The sequence below is a fragment of the Ensifer sp. 22521 genome (assembly GCF_052044795.1).
In the GTDB taxonomy this organism is placed as follows: domain Bacteria; phylum Pseudomonadota; class Alphaproteobacteria; order Rhizobiales; family Rhizobiaceae; genus Ensifer.
This window is the reverse complement of record NZ_JBQENM010000001.1, coordinates 393,833-411,308: the sequence shown is the minus strand read 5'-3', so window position 1 is coordinate 411,308 and position 17,476 is coordinate 393,833. Positions and strand designations below refer to the sequence as shown.

Below are 17,476 nucleotides of genomic sequence, written 5' to 3'. Positions count from 1 at the left end.
AGCAAGCGAGAGGAGGTCCGCATGCTGCGCATCCTGACAGCACTCACGCTCCTGCTTTCGTCTGCCCTGGCAGCGGCGGCCGCCGACGATTGGCTACCCTATGCCAATGCGCGTTTCGGCTACGTGCTCGACATTCCGCCTGGCTTCGAACTGCAGAGCCAGGGCGACAATGGCGACGGCGCCAGCTTTCATGCCAACGACAATGGTGCGACCCTTTCGGTCTTTGGCAGCACATTGCTGGATGGCGACTTCGAGACTGACGTCAACGACCGCATCGGGATCGAGCGCGAGGGCGACTGGCGGATCGCCTATGCGCGGGTGACGGCAGCCTGGGCAAGCTTTTCGGGCGTCCGTGGGGAAGAAGTGTTTTATACCCGTGCCATCGCGCTCTGCGACGGCAGCGCCGCCTATTTCCGCCTTCAGTACCGCAAGAGCCGGCTCACCAGTTTCGACGGCGTGATCTCGCGGATGGCGGAGGCCCTCAGGCCATCGGAAGGCTGTCAGCACCCGCCTGTCGCTGCGGTTGCGGGCGAAGCGCCGAACTGACCACCGCTCAGGCTGCGGCGCTGAAGCAGCTCACCACGGCCGAATAGTGAACGGCCGCACCGGTCACAACGAAACCGTGCCAGATCGCGTTCTGGAAGCGCAGCCTTTCCCAGACATGGAAAATCACGCCGGCGGAATAGATGATGCCGCCGATCAGGATCAGCACCAGCGTCGTTGCCGTCAGCGCCGACAAGAGCGGCCCGACAGCGAGCACGCCGCTCCAGCCCATGGCGAGATAGAGCAGGATCGCCAGCCGGTCGAACCGGCCGGGGAAAAGACATTTGATCGCAACGCCAAGGGCCGCGATCGCCCAGATGCCGATCAGCATCACGAACAGGAACGGATCGTCCAAGCCGCGCTGCAGGAACGGCGTATAGGTCGCGGCGATCAGGATGAAGATCGAGGAATGATCGAAGCGGCGCAGGAACCATTTGGTCCGCGAGATCGGATAGAGGTTGTAGAGAAACGAGATCGACAGCGTTGCAAGCAGTCCTGCTCCGTAGACGGTGGCGGCCGCAAGCTGGCCGCTGGTGCTCCAAAGCGTCGCATAGAAGATCAGTGCGGTGACGCCGACGAGCGCGGCGGCAAGACCGATGCCGTGCACGATGCCGTCGGCAATCAATTCCGAGCGGTCATAGTTCCATTTGACGCCAGCGAATTCCACGCAATCCCTCTCCCGGGTCTCTGTCTTTTTCTCGGGCACGCTCGTAGCTGTCGCGCCATCATCGCCATCCTGCCACAGCCCTGGGCCGCCGCAAAGATATGGTGGCGTGGCGAAAGCATCAACTTTTGCAACGCATTACAACAATCGCATGACATATCTGCTGAGTGCGCGGGACCTTGTTCGCAGGCGCGGCGATGACCACACGCGCTCACAAGATTACGCCGATCGGGAGGAGAACCATGTCGAAGTTGCGCACCCCTCAGCCGGAACTGGCGGCCGCGCTCAGCGAGCTTTGCCTGCGATCGAAAGCGGTATGGGGATACGACGCCGCCTTCCTGGAGGCCTGCCGTCCGGCGCTGACGCTGACGGCCGAGGACGGGAAGGATTCGGACCTGCAGATCGCTGTCGATGGCGAGCGGATCCTCGGTCTGGCGCAGGTTCGCTCCGATGGCCAGATCGCCGAACTCGACAAGCTCTTCATCGATCCGGACGCGCGCGCCGCCGGCATTGGCCGCAGCCTTTTCGCTTGGTGTGTCGAAGCAGCGCTCAACCGCGGCGCCACGGTCATGACGATCGATGCCGATCCGGGCGCTGCCGATTTCTATCGCCGCATGGGCGCGGTCGATGACGGCGTCATCGCATCGACCGTAATCCCGGGGCGCTTTCTGCCGAGACTGAAGCTGGAACTAAGATAACCATCCGAAGATCGCCGCTGCGGGCACGGCGGCGATCGATCGATGGTTCATCTTCCGCCCCGGGCAACCTCCGCCGCACATTCCTGACAGAGCGGCGCATGGGGAACAGCTTGCAGGCGCGCTGACGAAATCGGCAGGCCGCAGCGGACGCAGGTGCCGAAGGTGCCGGCGGCGATCCGGTCGAGTGCCGCGTCGATCGCGCGGATCTCTTCCTGCCCGGCAAGCCCGAGGCCTTCCAGAACCTCGTCGCCTTCCCGCTCGGTCACGCGATCCGGCACATCGGCGTTCATGGGCTCATCGAGATCGTGCTCGATCTTGACCAGCCGCCCCTGCAGCTCCTCCTTGCGGTGGGTGAGGCGGCTGCGAAAATCGTCAAGCGCAAACTTGTCCATCTGAAGACTCCTCGGCGGTGGCGGCGCAGGATCGCGCCGCAGCCGCTCTTATTGTTGGTGGGTTACCGGTCGACGAGTACGGCGCAGGGGCAATGGCTGACCACGCGGCTCGCGGTCGATCCGATGAAGTAATCGATCAGGCCCGGCCGGTGGGAGGCGATGATCACCAGATCGGCATTCTCTTCGCTCGCGCAGGCGTTGATGGTGCCGGCAGCACCGCCGGTGCGAATTTCAACACGGCCGTTGATCCCGTGCTTGGTCTTCATGTCCTCGAGCGTCTTTTTTGCCTGCTTGCGGGATTCCTCGACCATCTCCAACGGGAAATCGACGATCATGTAGCCCTGCGCATAGGCATTCAGATCTTCGACAACGTTGAGCAGGACAATCTCGCCCCCTTCGTCGATCAGCTTCTCGGCGATGCCCAGCACAGATTCGCCGTGCTCGAGCTGATCCATGGCAATCGGGACGATGATCTTCTTGTACATGCTGTACTCCTTCTGTTGCCCTCACGGATCGCCGCGCCAGATGTGGCGGGCCAATCCCTCGTCTGGAGATTGCGCCTCGACCGCTTTCCCGGCTTTGATTGAAATCAAATCGAAAGCGCCGCGCTCGCGTGACCCTACTCAAATGGAGGTAGGGCGACGGCAACCACTGTCAACGCTCATCGAACACAACATCAAACGACTGACGGGCTTCCGTGAACGGACGAGCCGGCCCATATTCCCGGCAACAGTTTCAACGAAACTGGGCCGGCAGAGCGGCTACGGTTTCGACGCCCAAGGAGGCAGACATGACGGATACCCCGACCGAACACGCCCTTGCCATGCCTGCGCATGTCGACCACGCACATCTGGTCGTCCAGGATCTGCCCGTTGTTTCGGCCTGGTACCAGAAAATCATGGGCTTGAAGCCGATCGAAACGAGCAAGAGCGGCGAAACGCTCGGCGTTGCCGGCCACCCGCTCCTCAGCCTGACAACCGAGGGCAACGCTGCCAGGGCACCCCGCAATGCGCCGGGTCTCTTCCACAACGCCTTTCTCGTGCCGAATCGTGGGGAGCTCGGCCGTTGGCTGGCCCACGCCGCCCACAACAACATTAGGCTACAGGGCGCTTCCGACCATCTGGTCAGCGAAGCAATCTACCTCGCCGACCCCGAAGGCAACGGTATCGAGGTCTATCGTGACCGGCCGCGCTCCGAATGGAGCTTCAAGCCCGACGGCACCGTCGGCATGGACACACTGCCGCTCAATCTCCAGGCTCTTTATGACGAAGCACCCAAGGACAATTGGGACGGCATGGCTGATGGAACCGCCATCGGCCATATCCATCTGCAGGTCTCCAACATCCCCGAAGCCGACGCGTTCTTCCGCGACGTGCTGGGGCTCGGGCTGATGGCACGCTATCCGGGCGCGAGCTTCTTCGGTTCGGGCAAGTACCACCACCATGTCGCCGCCAACATCTGGAATTCGCGTGGCGCACCGAAGCGCGAAGGCCATATGACCGGGCTTTCGGACTATACGATCCAGTACAAGGACCCGGCCGAACGCGCCGCGGCGCTTGCCAAGCTCGATGCGCTGGAAATTCCGGTCAACCGCGCCGGCGATGGCTACAGCCTCATCGACCCCTGGGGCATCGGCCTCAAGCTGGTCGCCTGACCCCTCTCTCCCGGGCTGCAGACGAATGATGTCTGCGGCAACTCGTCGGCCGCAGCCGCCTCAGGCGCTGCGGTCGTATTTTTGCTGCGCCTCCAGCACCGCCTCGATGTTGTCTTCGGCCCAGCGCGTCAGTGCGGCGACCGTCGACGTCAGCGTGCGGCCAAGCGGTGTGATCGCATATTCAACGGTCACTGGCACGGTAGCATAGACGCTGCGGCTAACGAGACCGTCGCGCTCCAGCTTCTTTAGAACCTGCGACAGCACCTTCTGCGAAATGCCATCGATCTCGCGCTTCAGCTGATTGAAGCGCACCGGCTGCCCATCAAGCTTGCCGAGCACCAGGACCGCCCATTTGTCGGCAAGCCGGTCCAGCACCAAGCGGGTCGGGCAAGTCTGGATATAGACGTCGTATTCCATCAGGCACGCCCCCCACGGCGGTTTCCGGCCGGAAACCATGTCACCAAAAACTGCCTCCTTTACAGCATTTTTCTGGATTTATATCTAGTATCCATCCGCAATATGGTTTCATTTTGATACTAAGGAGCATGACGATGGCAGGCAAGATTCTGGTTCTCGGGGCAAATGGAACGATCGGGAGCAAGGTGGTGCGCGCGTTGATCGCAGCCGGGGAAACGGTCAAGGCAGCATCCCGCAAAGCGACGCCGGTCGAAGGCGCCGAAGCCGTCGCCTTCGACTACCAGGACGCCGCGACCTTTGGGCCTGCGCTAAATGGCGTCGACCGCATCTTTGTATTGACGCCGGGAGGTTACCTCGACCCGGTGAGCCTGCTCGGCCCGATCGTCACCGCTGCTGCCGCACGCGGCATCAAGATCGTGCTGATGACCGTCATCGGCGTCGACGCGGATGACAAGATCCCCTACCGCCAGCTCGAACTGCTTGTCGAAAAGACCGGCGCGCCCTTCGTCATCCTTCGCCCCAACTGGTTCTCCGACAACTTCCAGACCTACTGGATCGAGGGCATCCGCCATGGCGCGATCGCCGTGCCGGCAGCCGAGGGCAAGACGAGCTTCATCGATACGCGCGACATCGCCGAATGTGCGGCAGCCGCCCTCACGAGCGACGCCTTCAACGGTCGCGCCTACAATCTCACCGGCCCGGAAGCGCTGAGCTACGACGAAGCCGCCGCGATCCTGTCGCGCGTCACCGGCAAACCGATCGCCTATGCACCGGTCGACGACGATACCTTCGTTGGCATTCTGACAGGGGCCGGCGTGCCGGCGGACTATGCCCGCTTCCTTGCCTCCATCTTCTATCCGGTGCGCGAGGGCTGGGTCGCCAAACCGACCGGCGACGTGAAGACGATGACGGGCCATGAGCCGCGCAGCGTGGAGACTTACGCCAAGGACAACATCGCGGCGCTCAAAGGCTAACCACTATCTGATCGCTCCCGCCCGCCGACTGGCGGGCGGCATGCCGACAGCGAACTATATATTCCTAAAGTTGCGGATGAAGCTTTTTGAGGTCCTGCGTCAACACGTCGCTGGATAGCCGCTGCGTCGTCGATCAATAAACTTGAGTATTTTACTCATATATCTTAACTGCATGTCCAAGTGGCCTCGCCAAAGGCCACATACATGCGGAGTTAATGATATGAAAAATAGGAATATTTTTATGGCTGTCCTGGCAAGCAGCACCCTGCTTTCGAGCCCTGCCCTGGCCGTTGACTTCCGCCCCCAGGCGGAGATCGAAGGCGGCTTCTTCAGTGGTGGTTCGGGTGCCAGTGGCGGCTTTTTCCTGCCCTTCGTGCTCGATTCGGGCAATGCGATTTTCATCGATACACACGGCGCGATTGAAAATGACTCCGTCCGTCAGGGCTCGATCGGTGCGGGCTATCGCTTCCGCGCCAGTGATCAATGGGTGATCGGCGCCTATGGCTATTACGACTATCTGAAGAGCAGCTACGGCAACTCCTTCAGCCAGCTGTCCTTCGGCCTCGAAGCGTTGAGCGGCGACCTTGAAATGCGCAGCAACTTCTATCTGCCGCTGACCGGCGCGAAGACGCTAAGCGCTTTCAACACCGCCTACGTGCGCGACCACGTGCTCGTCTTCCAGGAAGGCAAGGAACGGGCTCGGCGCGGCATCGATGCCGAAATCGGCGGCCGGCTGCCGGTGTTCGAGGACGACTCCAAGCTGCAGCTCAAGGTCTTTGGCGGCAGCTACTGGTATGGCGGCCGCAACCTCGACGACATGTTCGGCGCCAAGCTCCGTGCGGAGCTGACCTTTGCCGACCTACCCGGGCTCTCCGACGGCTCGACGGTTTCGCTCGGCGTCACGGGCACCTATGACAACGAGGACAAGCTCAAGGGCGCCGTCATGGCCCGGCTGCGCATTCCGTTCGGAGCGACCGGTTCGACCGGCAACGCCTTCGACCCAATGACGCAACGTGTCGAAAGGTCGACCCGGATCCGCACCCATGCCGGCGCCACCGGCGACATCGAGGCGGCACAGCTCGCCGACAGCGACCGCAACGCCAGCCGAGTCATCACTGTGTCCTCGGCTTCCGGCAATGCTGCCGCCATCAACTCTCTGATCGGAGCGGCAGGCGCCGATGCACTGATCCTGGCCGACGGCAACCTCGGCCTCGACCGGACGCTGGCCCTTCAGAGCGGCCAGACGCTTCTGGGCGGCGGCGGTGCGCTTGCCGTGCGCGGCGCACGAAGCGGCGCGACGACCACCTTCGTCAATGACGGCGCGGCCACGACGATCACCGGCTACAATCCGGCCCAGGACGTGATCGCCATGGCCAGCGGCAGCACGGTCTCGTCGCTTGCGGTCCGCGGCGGTCTCGCCGGTATCTCGGCGACCGATGCAGCGAACGTGACGATCGACAACGTCGATATTTCCGCTACCAATCACGACGGCATTCGCTTTACGCGGGTCAATGGCGCGCTGGTTCAGGACAGCCGTATCCACGATCTCTTCATCTGCGAAAACAACACGACCTGCGAATTCTCGATCTACAATCCGAACAAGGCGCCCTTTGCCGCCGTCAGCTCCGTCGGCAGCCGCGACGTGACAGTACGCGACACCTCGATCGACAAGGTGACCTACGGCGTCTTTGCCGGCGGCGAATTCAGGAAGGTCGGCCGGACAGACTATGAGCTGGTCACCGGCACGGAAAACGTCACGATCGACAACGTGACGATCAGCAACTCCCGCCGCGAAGGCGTGCTGCTCGTCGCAGGCAAGGATGTCAAACTCGATCGTGTCTCGGTCGACAATTCCAAGCAGGATCGCGACATGGATCTCGTGGTGCTCCAAGGCACTTCGAATGTCGCCATCAACGACATGCGGCTCATGGGCGGCATCAACGGCCTGATGCTCGTTTCCAGCCCGAACCTCGATGCGACGACCACCGACGTCAACGTAAAGGGCCTGACGGTCGACGGCACGCGCAATGCCGGCATTTTCTTCAACCCGGTCTCGGGCATCTCGCTTCAGGACGTTGCCGTTACCAATGCCGGCACCTATGGCGCCTATATCTACGGTAACGAGTACGAGTTCCTGGGAGGACCGGTGCGCGACATCGTGTTGAAGAACATGACGGTCGACAAGGCCGGCAAGGCGGGCCTCTACTTCTCAGGTCCGACCGAGGACATCACGGGCAATGTCAGCGTGACCAGCGCGCCGAAGGATTGCCTGCTCGACAACGGCTGGTCGGCCGGAACGATCACCCAGTCGCCGGGCTCCTTGCTGACAGTCAACAGCACCAAGCTCGACCAGGGCAACGCCGCGGCCCGTTGCCACTAAAGCGCAAGCCACGCCCGGACAGCTGGGCGTGGCTTCTCTTTCCTCCGATCGGGTGCCTATTCCGGTCGGCGGCACTCGAAGGTGACCACGTGGTCACCGGCGATGCAGGGGACCGCCGTCCCGGTTTTCCGGGACGGTGCCCTGTCAGGCCGGCAGGCGGCAGACTGCGCCGACGAGCCTGGCAACCAGCGGTCGCACGAGAAGCACGCAGATGAAGGCGACGGGCATCGCGAGCCCGTATGAGCTGAGCACGCGGGCCGGATAGCCGGCATCGATGCCTGTGTTGGCGCCGACGATGACGCAGCACATCAGAAACGCCATGATCGCCGACATGAAGAAGGCAAAGGCGATGGGCGCCGCTCGGGGCGGCAACTTGCGGCGACGCGCGATCCGCGGAGCCGATAGGGTGTCTTCCATCAGAAGCTCTCCTGAGATGACCGAGGGGACCACCCCCTCGCTTCGGACCGAACTATACGGATCGCGCTGCGGCGATGTAGGCCATTGCAGCCTCCTTCAGAAATAGGCAAAACCATCGAATAGATACCAATATTCGATGGATGGGATTATGGACACGCTGCGCGGGGTGGAGAGTTTCGTCAGAAGCGTCGAAGAGGGCAGCATCGCCGCGGCCGCGCGAAAGCTGGGGATCACCCCCGCATCGGCAAGCCAGAACATTGCGCGGCTTGAACGTACGCTCGGCAGTCGGCTGCTCAGCCGGACAACCCGCCAGCTCGGGCTCACCGAGAGCGGCAGGATCTATTACGAGCGGGTACGCGGTGTCGTTCATGAACTGGAGCTTGCAGCCGCTGCCGTCTCGGCGCTCAACGCCGAACCGCGCGGACCGCTCAAGATCGCTTCATCTGTCGCCTTCGGCCGCCATGTCGTGGCACCCCTGGTGCCGTCCTTCGCTGCCAAATATCCTGATGTCTCGATCGAACTCGTCGTCACCGATCGGGAGATCGACCATATCGGCGAAGGGATCGACATCAGTGTGCGCTTCGGTCTGCAACTGGAACAGGGCTTGATCGCCCGCAAGCTTGCTTCCGTGCCGATGATCATCTGCGCCGCGCCATCCTATCTGGAGCGGCGCGGCCGTCCGCAACGGCCAGAAGACCTCATCCACCACGATTGCCTCGTCTATCGCTATGCCGGGCACGGCCGCATCTTTCGCTGGGCATTCACCCGCGACGGCCTGCGCTTCGAGCCGGAACTGAAGGCGACGATCGTCAGTAACGACATCGACACGCTCGCCGAAATGGCGATCGCCGGCGCCGGCATCACCCGCCTCGGAGCCTTTATCGCAGCGCCGCTGATGGAGCGCGGCCTGGTCGTGCCGCTGTTTGGCGGCGCACCTCGCGAAGGCGTTGCCAACACCGACCACGAGCCCTTCGACTTCTATGCCTGCTTTGCCGATCGCCAGGCGGAAACACCGAAGGTTCGGGCCTTCATCGACCATGCGGTGCAGTCGCTCAAGGGCCGGTGGTAGCCGTCACAATCGCCCGGTAGCCACGCTATAAGGCGGGCACCGCCTGCGGGACATTCTGCCGGTCGGCTTCCTCCGCGAGCTTTGCCTCACGGCGAAGCTTGAGTTTATTGCCGACTTCGACGATCGCATGGATCGCCGGCACGAATTCCTCACCGAGGTCGCTGAGCCTGTATTCGACCGAAGGCGGTGACGTTGGCACGATCCGCCGTTCGATCGCGCCTTTCTCCTCCATCTCCTTCAGTCGCGTGCTCAGGACCTTCGCCGATATCCCGGGGATATCAATCTTGAGCTCACTGAAGCGACGCGGACCGCCGCTCAGATACCAGATGATGTTGGGCGCCCAGGCGCCGCCGAGCATGACCATGCACTCGCCGACCGGGCAGGTAGGCGGCAAGGGGGCGGCCCTATTCTTTCGAATTTTCAAGCTCATGGGCAAAATTCTCCAGTTACCGCGGGGAAACCGGAAACATCGGTAACATAAAGTTATCTCATATACAAAAGTTATCGCCTGAGGTTAGGTTCCGCCCGTCTTCGACAGAGACCACCATTGCAAAAGGAATTTGGCCATGAAGCTTTTTTATGCCCCCGGCGCCTGCTCGCTCTCGCCCCATATCAGCCTGCGCGAGGCCGGCGTCGATTTTGAGATCGTCAAGGTCGACACCACGACCCACCTCACCGAAGGCGGCGCCGATTTCAAGGCGATCAATCCCAAAGGCTATGTGCCGGCGCTGGTGCTGGAAACCGGCGACGTCGTCACTGAGGGTGCGGCCGTCGTGCAATATATTGCCGACCGTCTTCCTGAGGCCGGGCTGGCGCCCGCCAACGGTACGCTGGAGCGCACTCGCCTGCAGGAGCAACTGAACTTCATCGCTTCCGAATTGCACAAGGCGTTCTCGCCACTGTTCAGCAAGACGGCGAGCGCCGACGCAAAGGAAGCCGCCGCAGCGCAGGTCGGCAAACGCCTCGGCAACGTCGAGACGCTGCTATCCGATGGGCGCGCCCATCTGCTCGGAGACGCTTTTTCCGTAGCCGACGCCTATCTCTTCACCGTCGTCAATTGGACGAGCGTCACGGGTATTTCGCTTGGCCCTTGGCCCCACCTGACAGCCTATATGCAACGGGTCGGCCAGCGCCCGTCCGTGCAGGCGGCAATGCAAGCCGAAGGGCTGATCGCGGCATGAGCGGCTCATCGAACGATCCGCGCTTCGGCGCCGTCATCGAGGTGCTGCAAGGCTACTTCGATGGGCTCTACCGGAGCGACACCGGCCTCCTCAGGCAGGTCTTCCATCCGAAAGCGCTCTACGCCACGGCGACGGATGGTTCCCTGTTCGAGCTCGACATGGAGCGATATTTTCCTGTTGTCGACAAGCGCCCCTCGCCCGCCAGTCGTGGTGAGGTGCGTGCAGACCGGATCCTTTCCATCGAATTTGCGGGACCGGTGGCGGCACTTGCGAAGGTTCAATGCGCTATCGGCGAAAAGGCCTTCACCGATCTTCTGTCTCTTGTCTTCGTCGAAGGACGCTGGCAGATCATCGCCAAGGTCTTCCACTACGACATCAAACCCGCGAAGTAAGGAGGGGCATATGCCTTACGTGAACATCAAGATTACCCGCGAGGGCGCGACCGCCGAGCAGAAGGCCGCCCTGATCAAGGGCGTGTCCGATCTGCTTCAGACCGTACTCAACAAGGATCCCGCCACCACCTTCGTCGTCATAGACGAGGTAGCGCTCGAAGACTGGGGTGTCGGCGGACTGCCGGTTGAGGAATACCGGCGGCAGGCGAAGACGAAAACGTAAGAATGGCAGGGCCTTCCCCCATCTCAAGGGGGAAGGCCGCCTCCAGAGAACGGCGAACGCTCGGCCGCTGCCAGCCTTTGCGCTTGATCCCCATCAGCAGGCTCTCTATCTCATTGTCTCCCGCCGCATTGATCCCGGAGACGCATCTTGTCCGTATTCAGCAACCTCCCCAAAGCTCCCGTCGCCGCAAAAAAGCCGGTGAGCGACACGCGCCACGGCATCACCCGTACCGATGACTATGCCTGGCTGCGCGCCGACAATTGGCAGGCGATGTTCCGCGATCCCTCGATCCTCGATCCGGAAATCCGCAAGCACCTGGAAGCGGAAAACGCCTATATGAACGCGGCCATGGACGACACGAAGGCGCTGCAAAAGGCGTTGTTTGCCGAGATGCGCGGCCGGATCAAGGAAGACGACAGCTCGATACCGGTCAAGGACGGCCCGTTTGCCTATGGCCACGCCTATGTCACCGGCGGCGAGCAGCCGCGTTACTTCCGCATTCCGCGCAAAGGCGACCACAAGGACGAGGCGATCCGCCAACTGCTGCTCGACGGCGACAAGGAGGCCGAGGGCAAGGCCTATTTCCGCCTCGCGGGTCTCGACCACTCGACCGACCACAGCCTTGGAATCTGGGGCTATGACGACAAGGGCTCGGAATATTTCACGCTGAGGGTTCGCGATCTCGCCACCGGCGAGGACCTGACCGATATCATCGAGAACACCGGCGGTGGCGGCGCCTGGGCGCCGGACGGCAAAAGCTTCTTCTATACCGTGCTCGACGACAACCACCGGCCTTCGAAGATTTTCCATCACGTGCTCGGCACCAACCAGGCGGAAGACCGGCTGGTCTATGAGGAAGCGGATCCGGGGTTCTTCATGTCGGTCGGCGGCTCGCTGCTCGACGACTTCATCTACATCGACATCCATGACCACGAGACGAGCGAATATCGGCTGCTTTCGACCAGCGACCTGACGGCAGAACCGAAGCTCGTCGCCGAGCGCGTCACAGGGCTCGAATACTCGATGACCGAGGGCGGCGACGTCTTCTACATCCTCACCAACGCCGACGGCGCCAAGGACTTCAAGATCTTGGAAGCGCCGGTAAATGCACCGGGCAAAGAGAGCTGGCGCGAGGTGGTGCCGCACAAGCCCGGCACGCTGATCCTCAGCCACATGGCCTATGCCCGTCATCTCGTCTGGCTGCAGCGGCGCGAAGGTCTGCCGGAAATCGTCATCCGCGACCGAAAGACCGGAGAGGAACATGCGATCGCCTTTGCCGAAGAGGCCTATTCGCTCGGCCTATCGGGTGCCGCCGAATACGATACCGACGTCATCCGCTTCTCCTACTCTTCGATGACGACGCCGTCGCAGCTCTTCGACTACGACATGGCGACGCGTCAACGCACGCTGCTGAAGACCCAGGAGGTGCCTTCCGGCCACAACCCGGACGACTATGTCACCCGGCGCGTCTTCGCCCCCTCCTGGGACGGCACTGAAGTGCCGGTGACGCTGCTCTATCGCAAGGACACGCCGCTCGACGGCTCCGCCCCCTGCCTGCTCTATGGCTATGGCGCCTACGGCATCACCATTCCGGCCGGCTTCAACACCAATTGCCTGTCGCTCGCCGATCGCGGCTTCGTCTACGCCATTGCCCACATTCGCGGCGGCAAGGATCGCGGCTTTGCCTGGTACGAAGACGGCAAGATGGCCAAGAAGACCAATACCTTCAAGGATTTCATCGCCGCCGCTGACTATCTGAATCAGCAGAAGTTCACATCCTACGCAAAGATCGTTGCCGAGGGCGGCTCGGCCGGCGGCATGCTGATGGGCGCTATCGCCAACATGGCTCCGGAGAAGTTCACCGGGATCATCGCCGCCGTGCCCTTCGTCGACGTGCTCAACACCATGCTCGACGACACGCTGCCGCTGACCCCGCCGGAATGGCCGGAATGGGGCAACCCGATCGAAAGCCGCGAATTCTACGACATCATCGCCGGCTACTCGCCCTACGACAATGTCGGCGCAAAGTCCTACCCGGCGATCCTCGCGCTCGGTGGCCTCACCGATCCGCGCGTCACCTATTGGGAGCCGGCAAAGTGGGTCGCGCGGCTGCGCGAGAAGACCACCGGCAGCGAACCGATCCTGATGAAGACCAACATGGATGCCGGCCATGGCGGCGCGTCCGGGCGCTTCCAGCGGCTCGAAGAGATCGCCTTCGAGTATGCCTTTGCGATCAAGGTCGCCGGCAGGATGTAACCAGTGCGGGATGAGGAAAAGTGTATGCGGTTTTCCGCCCGCATCCCGCTCTAGCTTATGGAATCGATCACGATGGATTTGGGGTCGATCCGACCCAAAATCATCGTGATCTAGGAGGCACTGCCATGCCCGTCCATGTCGCCCTGCTCCGTGCCGTCAATGTCGGCGGCACGACTTCGCTCGCCATGGCAGACCTGAAGGCAATCTGCGAGGGGCTCGGCTTTGCCGACGTCAAGACCTACATCCAGAGCGGCAACGTCCTGTTCCGCTCGGATCTGCCGGCAGCCAAAGCAGCAGCAATGCTGGACGGCGCCCTTCTCGAAAAGTTCGGGAAGGCGCCGGGCGTGATGGTCCGGACCGGCGCACAATTGCAGGCGATCGCCGATCGCGCCCCTTTCCCGGACGCCAAACCCAACCTGCTGCACATCGTGTTCCTCTCGGAGCCCGCACCCGCGGACGCGCTCGACAAGCTTGTCGCCCCGGATGATGAGGAAGTGCGGTTGGCTGGACACGAAATCTACATTCATTTCCCCAATGGCTCGGGACGTTCGAAGCTCAAGCTGCCGGCGGCAAAGGCCGGCACCGCGCGCAACCTCAATACGGTGCGCAAGCTCGCCGCTTTGGCGCTTGAGATGGAAGGTTAGGCGGCGGCCGGCTGGAACAGCAGCCGGACCAGGGATCGGAGTACGAGCAACTGCTGCGGCAGGCTTTCGGGCTGCTTCAGCGCTTTCGACAGGATGATGCCGCCTTCGAGCACGGTCGAAACCATGTCGGCCAATTGATCGACATCCAGCGGTTCGCGGGGCCGATAGACGCGCATGATCTCCGCGAACATCGCGCCGAAGCGTCGACGCCACGCCAACGCCGCCTGCCGGTTGATTTCCTGAATCTCGCGATCGAAGGCGCGCTCCTGGGTACACATCACCGCAACCAGACATCCGGGGTGGCCGTTCGGCAGGTCGGACAGAGTTTCGGACAGCAGTTTCAAACCGAGCAGGAACGCCTGCAGCGGGTCGTCGGCCAACTGATGGGCTCGACCGAAGATCTCATCGTAGATGCGCTCGTCGTTCTCGATGTAGCGTTCGAGCAGCGCCCGGGCGAGTTCGTTCTTGTCACGGAAATGGTAGAAGAACCCGCTCTTGGTAATGCCGATCTCGGCGATCAGTTCGTCGATCGAGGTCGCGCCGAAACCCTTCGCCAGCACCGCCGCCTCCGCGGTGTCGAGGATTCTCGCTCGCGTTTCCTCACCCTTTCGCATTAGCGGCTGCCCTACCATTGGTGCGGTTTCCGACAACGAAGGGGCCATCAGCCGACGACGCCGTGACGGAACCAACGCAGTAAGTGACTGATTTCGCTACAATATGCGGATATATTAGCAATAGTATACCTTAAGTCGTCTAGTTTAGAAGACGATAAAAAGGCAGTAATTTACGTGGTTCTGCGGGATTGGAGGCGTCCCCGAGCCCCATCAGCAAGACTGAACCGGTGGAGACCGACATGGCCAAATACCGACGGAGCCTGCCACTCTTGAAGGGTGGGCTGTTCCTGAGCGACGGCGGCATGGAGACGACGCTGATTTTCCACGAAGGCGTCACGCTTCCACACTTCGCAGCCTTCGTGTTGCTTTCGACCGCCGATGGGCGGCGTCGGTTGCTGAGCTACTACGCGCGCTACCTCGCGATCGCTCAGCAACATGGCACCGGCTTCGTGCTCGATACGCCCACATGGCGGGCAAGCTCGGACTGGGGCGTAAAACTTGGCTACAATGACGAGGCCCTGGCCGTCACAAACCAGAATGCCGTCTACATGCTTGCGGAACTGCGCGCCGAATACGAGCGCCCGCAGGCACCGATCGTGCTCAGCGGGGCGATCGGGCCGCGTGGCGACGGCTACCGCCTGGGCCGTATGAGCCCTGACGAGGCCGAAGACTACCATTCGCCGCAAATCTCGGCCTTTGCCGTCAGCGATGCGGACATGGTGAGCGCCTATACGCTGACCAGCATCGACGAAGCGACCGGCATTGCCCGTGCGGCCCAGAGCCACGGCATGCCCTGCGCCATCTCCTTCACGGTGGAGACCGATGGCCGGCTACCGGACGGCCGCAGCCTTCAGGCCGCAATCGAGACCGTCGACGCTGCGACCGGCGGCTATCCGCACTACTACATGATCAACTGCGCCCATCCGAGCCACTTCGAAACAATCCTCGACGCCGAAGGCACCTGGACGCAACGCATTGCCGGCATCCGGGCCAACGCCTCGATGATGAGCCATGCTGAACTCGACAATAGCGAAACGCTCGATGCCGGCGATCCCGCCGACCTCGGGCAGCGGTACAGAACACTGACAGCGCATTTGCCACGATTGCGCATCCTCGGTGGCTGCTGCGGCACCGATCATCGCCATATCGCGGCAATCTGCGAGGCCTGCCTTCCACCGACGGCGCTGAGCGCCTGAGGCACGGGGCCTCGCCCTCCCGGCCCTCTCGCGAGTAATCGCGGGAGGGCGCCGCGTTTTTGGGCTCCCGCAAAGCCATAGTGTTAGGGATGAGGAATGCGTGCGCGGCTTTCCGCCCGCATCCCGCTCACTTCCAAGAATCGATCACGATGATTTTTGGCCGCGCCGACCCACAATCATCGTGATCTCGTGTAGACTTGGGCGGAAAGGACGGCCCCGGGTTATCCCGGCAGACGCCGTTGACCGCTTGATCATGAACTACGCTCCCCCCTCACCGACCGGAAATGCTGAAGCCTTTGTCTTCGACAACAGCTATGCGCGGCTGCCGCAGCAGTTCTTCGCCCGCGTCGAGCCGACCCCTGTCGCAGAACCCTGGCTGATCAAGCTCAACAAGTCCCTGGCCGAGGAGCTCGGGCTCGACGTCGCCGCGCTCGAGCGCGAAGGTGCGCTGATCTTCTCCGGCAACCGTGTGCCTATTGGCGCCGAACCTCTCGCCATGGCCTATGCCGGCCACCAGTTCGGCACCTTCGTGCCACAGCTTGGCGACGGCCGGGCGATCCTGCTCGGCGAAGTGATCGATCGCAACGGAACGCGGCGCGACATTCAGTTGAAGGGACCGGGCCAGACGCCGTTTTCACGCCGTGGCGACGGGCGCGCGGCGCTCGGGCCGGTGCTGCGCGAGTATATCGTCAGCGAGGCGATGTTTGCGCTCGGCATCCCGACGACACGGGCGCTGGCGGCCGTGGTCACCGGCCAACCGGTCTATCGCGAACAGATCCTGCCCGGCGCCATCGTTACGCGCGTTGCAGCCAGCCACATGCGCGTCGGCACCTTCCAGTTCTTCGCTGCGCGCGGCGACATGGCTTCGGTGAAGATCCTCGCCGATTACGCGATCGACCGGCACTATCCCGACATCAAGGACAAGGACCGGCCGTATCTCGCCTTCTTCAAGGCGGTGACCGCGCGCCAGGCGGAGCTGATCGCCCGCTGGCTGCATGTCGGCTTCATCCATGGCGTGATGAACACCGACAACATGACGATATCCGGCGAGACGATCGACTTCGGCCCCTGTGCCTTCATGGACGCCTACGACCCCAGGAAGGTGTTCTCCTCGATCGACCAGATCGGCCGCTATGCCTATGCGAGCCAACCCGGCATCAGCCAATGGAACCTCGCCCGCCTGGCCGAGACCCTGGTGCCGCTCTTCGACGAAAACGCGGACACAGCGGTCGAACTGGCCAACGATGCGCTCGGCGAATACGGCGCAACCTTCCAGCGCCATTGGCTCGACGGCATGCGGACCAAGATCGGGCTCGTCACGAGCGAAGAGAGCGATCTCGATCTCGTGCAATCACTGCTGAGCGCCATGCACAAGGGCGAGGCCGATTTCACTCTCACCTTCCGGCGGCTGTGCGACAGTGCCCGCGATCCGGCAGGCGATGCGATGTTCAGCGCTACCTTTGCCTCGGCCGAGGCAATCCAGCCATGGCTTCAGGACTGGCGCCAACGGCTTTCCCGCGAAACGGCAACGCCCGAAGCGCGCTCGGCGGCGATGAAGGCCGTGAACCCCGCCTACATCCCCCGCAATCACCGCATCGAACAGGCGATCGCGGCGGCAACCGACGACGCGGACTTTTCGCTGTTCGAAGCGCTGGTTGACGTCACCGCGAAGCCCTATGAGGATCAACCGCAATTTGCCGCCTACCAGGAGCCGCCAAAGCCCGAAGAGGAAGTGCAGCGAACCTTCTGCGGCACGTGACCT

At 62.4% G+C, this 17,476-nt stretch carries 20 protein-coding genes; 13 read left to right on the top strand and 7 right to left on the bottom strand.

The genetic code is table 11. The features are described 5' to 3' along the window. Positions 1-21: 21 nt before the first annotated feature. Complete coding sequence (locus ACTJKE_RS01970) at positions 22-546, top strand: hypothetical protein (protein ID WP_057250435.1); 525 nt, start codon at positions 22-24, stop codon at positions 544-546. A 7-nt stretch (positions 547-553) separates the two neighbouring features. Here the strand turns inward: ACTJKE_RS01970 and trhA are convergent, their stop codons facing one another. Then, positions 554-1,210, bottom strand: a complete 657-nt coding sequence (gene trhA / locus ACTJKE_RS01965) for a PAQR family membrane homeostasis protein TrhA (RefSeq protein ID WP_112995384.1) — start codon at positions 1,208-1,210, stop codon at positions 554-556. Between the two features lie 239 nt (positions 1,211-1,449). Here trhA and ACTJKE_RS01960 point away from each other — a divergent pair, with 239 nt between their 5' ends. After that, positions 1,450-1,905: a GNAT family N-acetyltransferase gene (locus ACTJKE_RS01960; RefSeq protein WP_440691094.1), complete on the top strand. Its 456-nt coding sequence runs from the start codon at positions 1,450-1,452 to the stop codon at positions 1,903-1,905. Between the two features lie 47 nt (positions 1,906-1,952). Here the strand turns inward: ACTJKE_RS01960 and ACTJKE_RS01955 are convergent, their stop codons facing one another. Further along, positions 1,953-2,297, bottom strand: a complete 345-nt coding sequence (locus ACTJKE_RS01955) for a TraR/DksA family transcriptional regulator (RefSeq protein ID WP_057250441.1) — start codon at positions 2,295-2,297, stop codon at positions 1,953-1,955. A gap of 62 nt (positions 2,298-2,359) precedes the next feature. Next, positions 2,360-2,782, bottom strand: a complete 423-nt coding sequence (locus ACTJKE_RS01950) for a universal stress protein (RefSeq protein ID WP_057250443.1) — start codon at positions 2,780-2,782, stop codon at positions 2,360-2,362. A 305-nt stretch (positions 2,783-3,087) separates the two neighbouring features. Between ACTJKE_RS01950 and ACTJKE_RS01945 the strand changes: the two genes are divergently transcribed. Further along, positions 3,088-3,951 (top strand): VOC family protein, encoded by an 864-nt coding sequence (locus tag ACTJKE_RS01945; protein WP_440635503.1) that lies wholly within the window; start codon positions 3,088-3,090, stop codon positions 3,949-3,951. A gap of 60 nt (positions 3,952-4,011) precedes the next feature. Here ACTJKE_RS01945 and ACTJKE_RS01940 read toward each other — a convergent pair whose 3' ends face one another. Then, positions 4,012-4,368, bottom strand: coding sequence for a winged helix-turn-helix transcriptional regulator (locus tag ACTJKE_RS01940; protein WP_440691093.1), 357 nt, complete (start codon positions 4,366-4,368; stop codon positions 4,012-4,014). A 134-nt stretch (positions 4,369-4,502) separates the two neighbouring features. Between ACTJKE_RS01940 and ACTJKE_RS01935 the strand changes: the two genes are divergently transcribed. Together ACTJKE_RS01935 and ACTJKE_RS01930 are read left to right on the top strand one after the other, a co-directional pair. After that, on the top strand, positions 4,503-5,342 hold the full coding sequence (locus ACTJKE_RS01935) for an SDR family oxidoreductase (protein ID WP_112947598.1): 840 nt from the start codon (positions 4,503-4,505) through the stop codon (positions 5,340-5,342). A 241-nt stretch (positions 5,343-5,583) separates the two neighbouring features. Further along, the gene (locus ACTJKE_RS01930) at positions 5,584-7,722 is read left to right on the top strand and encodes an inverse autotransporter beta domain-containing protein (protein ID WP_440635504.1); all 2,139 of its coding nucleotides are present in this window, start codon (positions 5,584-5,586) and stop codon (positions 7,720-7,722) included. A gap of 144 nt (positions 7,723-7,866) precedes the next feature. Here ACTJKE_RS01930 and ACTJKE_RS01925 read toward each other — a convergent pair whose 3' ends face one another. Continuing rightward, positions 7,867-8,139, bottom strand: coding sequence for a DUF2798 domain-containing protein (locus tag ACTJKE_RS01925; protein WP_058325557.1), 273 nt, complete (start codon positions 8,137-8,139; stop codon positions 7,867-7,869). 148 nt (positions 8,140-8,287) lie between these two features. Between ACTJKE_RS01925 and ACTJKE_RS01920 the strand changes: the two genes are divergently transcribed. Next, positions 8,288-9,208 carry a LysR family transcriptional regulator gene (locus ACTJKE_RS01920; protein WP_057250456.1) on the top strand — a complete coding sequence of 307 codons (921 nt, stop codon included), beginning with the start codon at positions 8,288-8,290 and terminating at the stop codon, positions 9,206-9,208. Between the two features lie 25 nt (positions 9,209-9,233). On the opposite strand, the gene ACTJKE_RS01915 is transcribed toward ACTJKE_RS01920, so the two are convergent. Beyond that, a complete protein-coding gene (locus tag ACTJKE_RS01915) occupies positions 9,234-9,638 on the bottom strand; it encodes a winged helix-turn-helix transcriptional regulator (protein WP_058320317.1) in 405 nt (134 codons plus the stop codon). A gap of 136 nt (positions 9,639-9,774) precedes the next feature. Between ACTJKE_RS01915 and gstA the strand changes: the two genes are divergently transcribed. From gstA to ACTJKE_RS01890, 5 genes are all read left to right on the top strand, one after another. Further along, positions 9,775-10,389, top strand: coding sequence for a glutathione transferase GstA (gene gstA, locus ACTJKE_RS01910; RefSeq protein ID WP_440691091.1), 615 nt, complete (start codon positions 9,775-9,777; stop codon positions 10,387-10,389). Then, positions 10,386-10,781 (top strand): nuclear transport factor 2 family protein, encoded by a 396-nt coding sequence (locus ACTJKE_RS01905; protein WP_058320319.1) that lies wholly within the window; start codon positions 10,386-10,388, stop codon positions 10,779-10,781. Before gstA ends, ACTJKE_RS01905 begins: the two co-directional genes overlap by 4 nt. A 10-nt stretch (positions 10,782-10,791) precedes the next feature. Then, a complete protein-coding gene (locus ACTJKE_RS01900) occupies positions 10,792-11,004 on the top strand; it encodes a tautomerase family protein (RefSeq protein WP_058320320.1) in 213 nt (70 codons plus the stop codon). 147 nt (positions 11,005-11,151) lie between these two features. After that, positions 11,152-13,260, top strand: a complete 2,109-nt coding sequence (locus ACTJKE_RS01895) for a S9 family peptidase (RefSeq protein ID WP_440691089.1) — start codon at positions 11,152-11,154, stop codon at positions 13,258-13,260. A gap of 125 nt (positions 13,261-13,385) precedes the next feature. Beyond that, a complete protein-coding gene (locus ACTJKE_RS01890; protein ID WP_057250467.1) occupies positions 13,386-13,904 on the top strand; it encodes a DUF1697 domain-containing protein in 519 nt (172 codons plus the stop codon). On the opposite strand, the gene ACTJKE_RS01885 is transcribed toward ACTJKE_RS01890, so the two are convergent. After that, positions 13,901-14,518, bottom strand: coding sequence for a TetR/AcrR family transcriptional regulator (locus ACTJKE_RS01885; RefSeq protein ID WP_057250469.1), 618 nt, complete (start codon positions 14,516-14,518; stop codon positions 13,901-13,903). The genes ACTJKE_RS01890 and ACTJKE_RS01885 overlap by 4 nt on opposite strands. 239 nt (positions 14,519-14,757) lie before the next feature. On the opposite strand from ACTJKE_RS01885, the gene ACTJKE_RS01880 reads away from it, so the two are divergent. Both ACTJKE_RS01880 and ACTJKE_RS01875 read left to right on the top strand, forming a co-directional pair. Continuing rightward, the gene (locus ACTJKE_RS01880; protein WP_440635508.1) at positions 14,758-15,714 is read left to right on the top strand and encodes a homocysteine S-methyltransferase family protein; all 957 of its coding nucleotides are present in this window, start codon (positions 14,758-14,760) and stop codon (positions 15,712-15,714) included. Positions 15,715-15,967: 253 nt separating this feature from the next. Further along, the gene (locus ACTJKE_RS01875) at positions 15,968-17,473 is read left to right on the top strand and encodes a protein adenylyltransferase SelO (RefSeq protein WP_440691087.1); all 1,506 of its coding nucleotides are present in this window, start codon (positions 15,968-15,970) and stop codon (positions 17,471-17,473) included. The last annotated feature ends 3 nt before the right edge of the window (positions 17,474-17,476 follow it).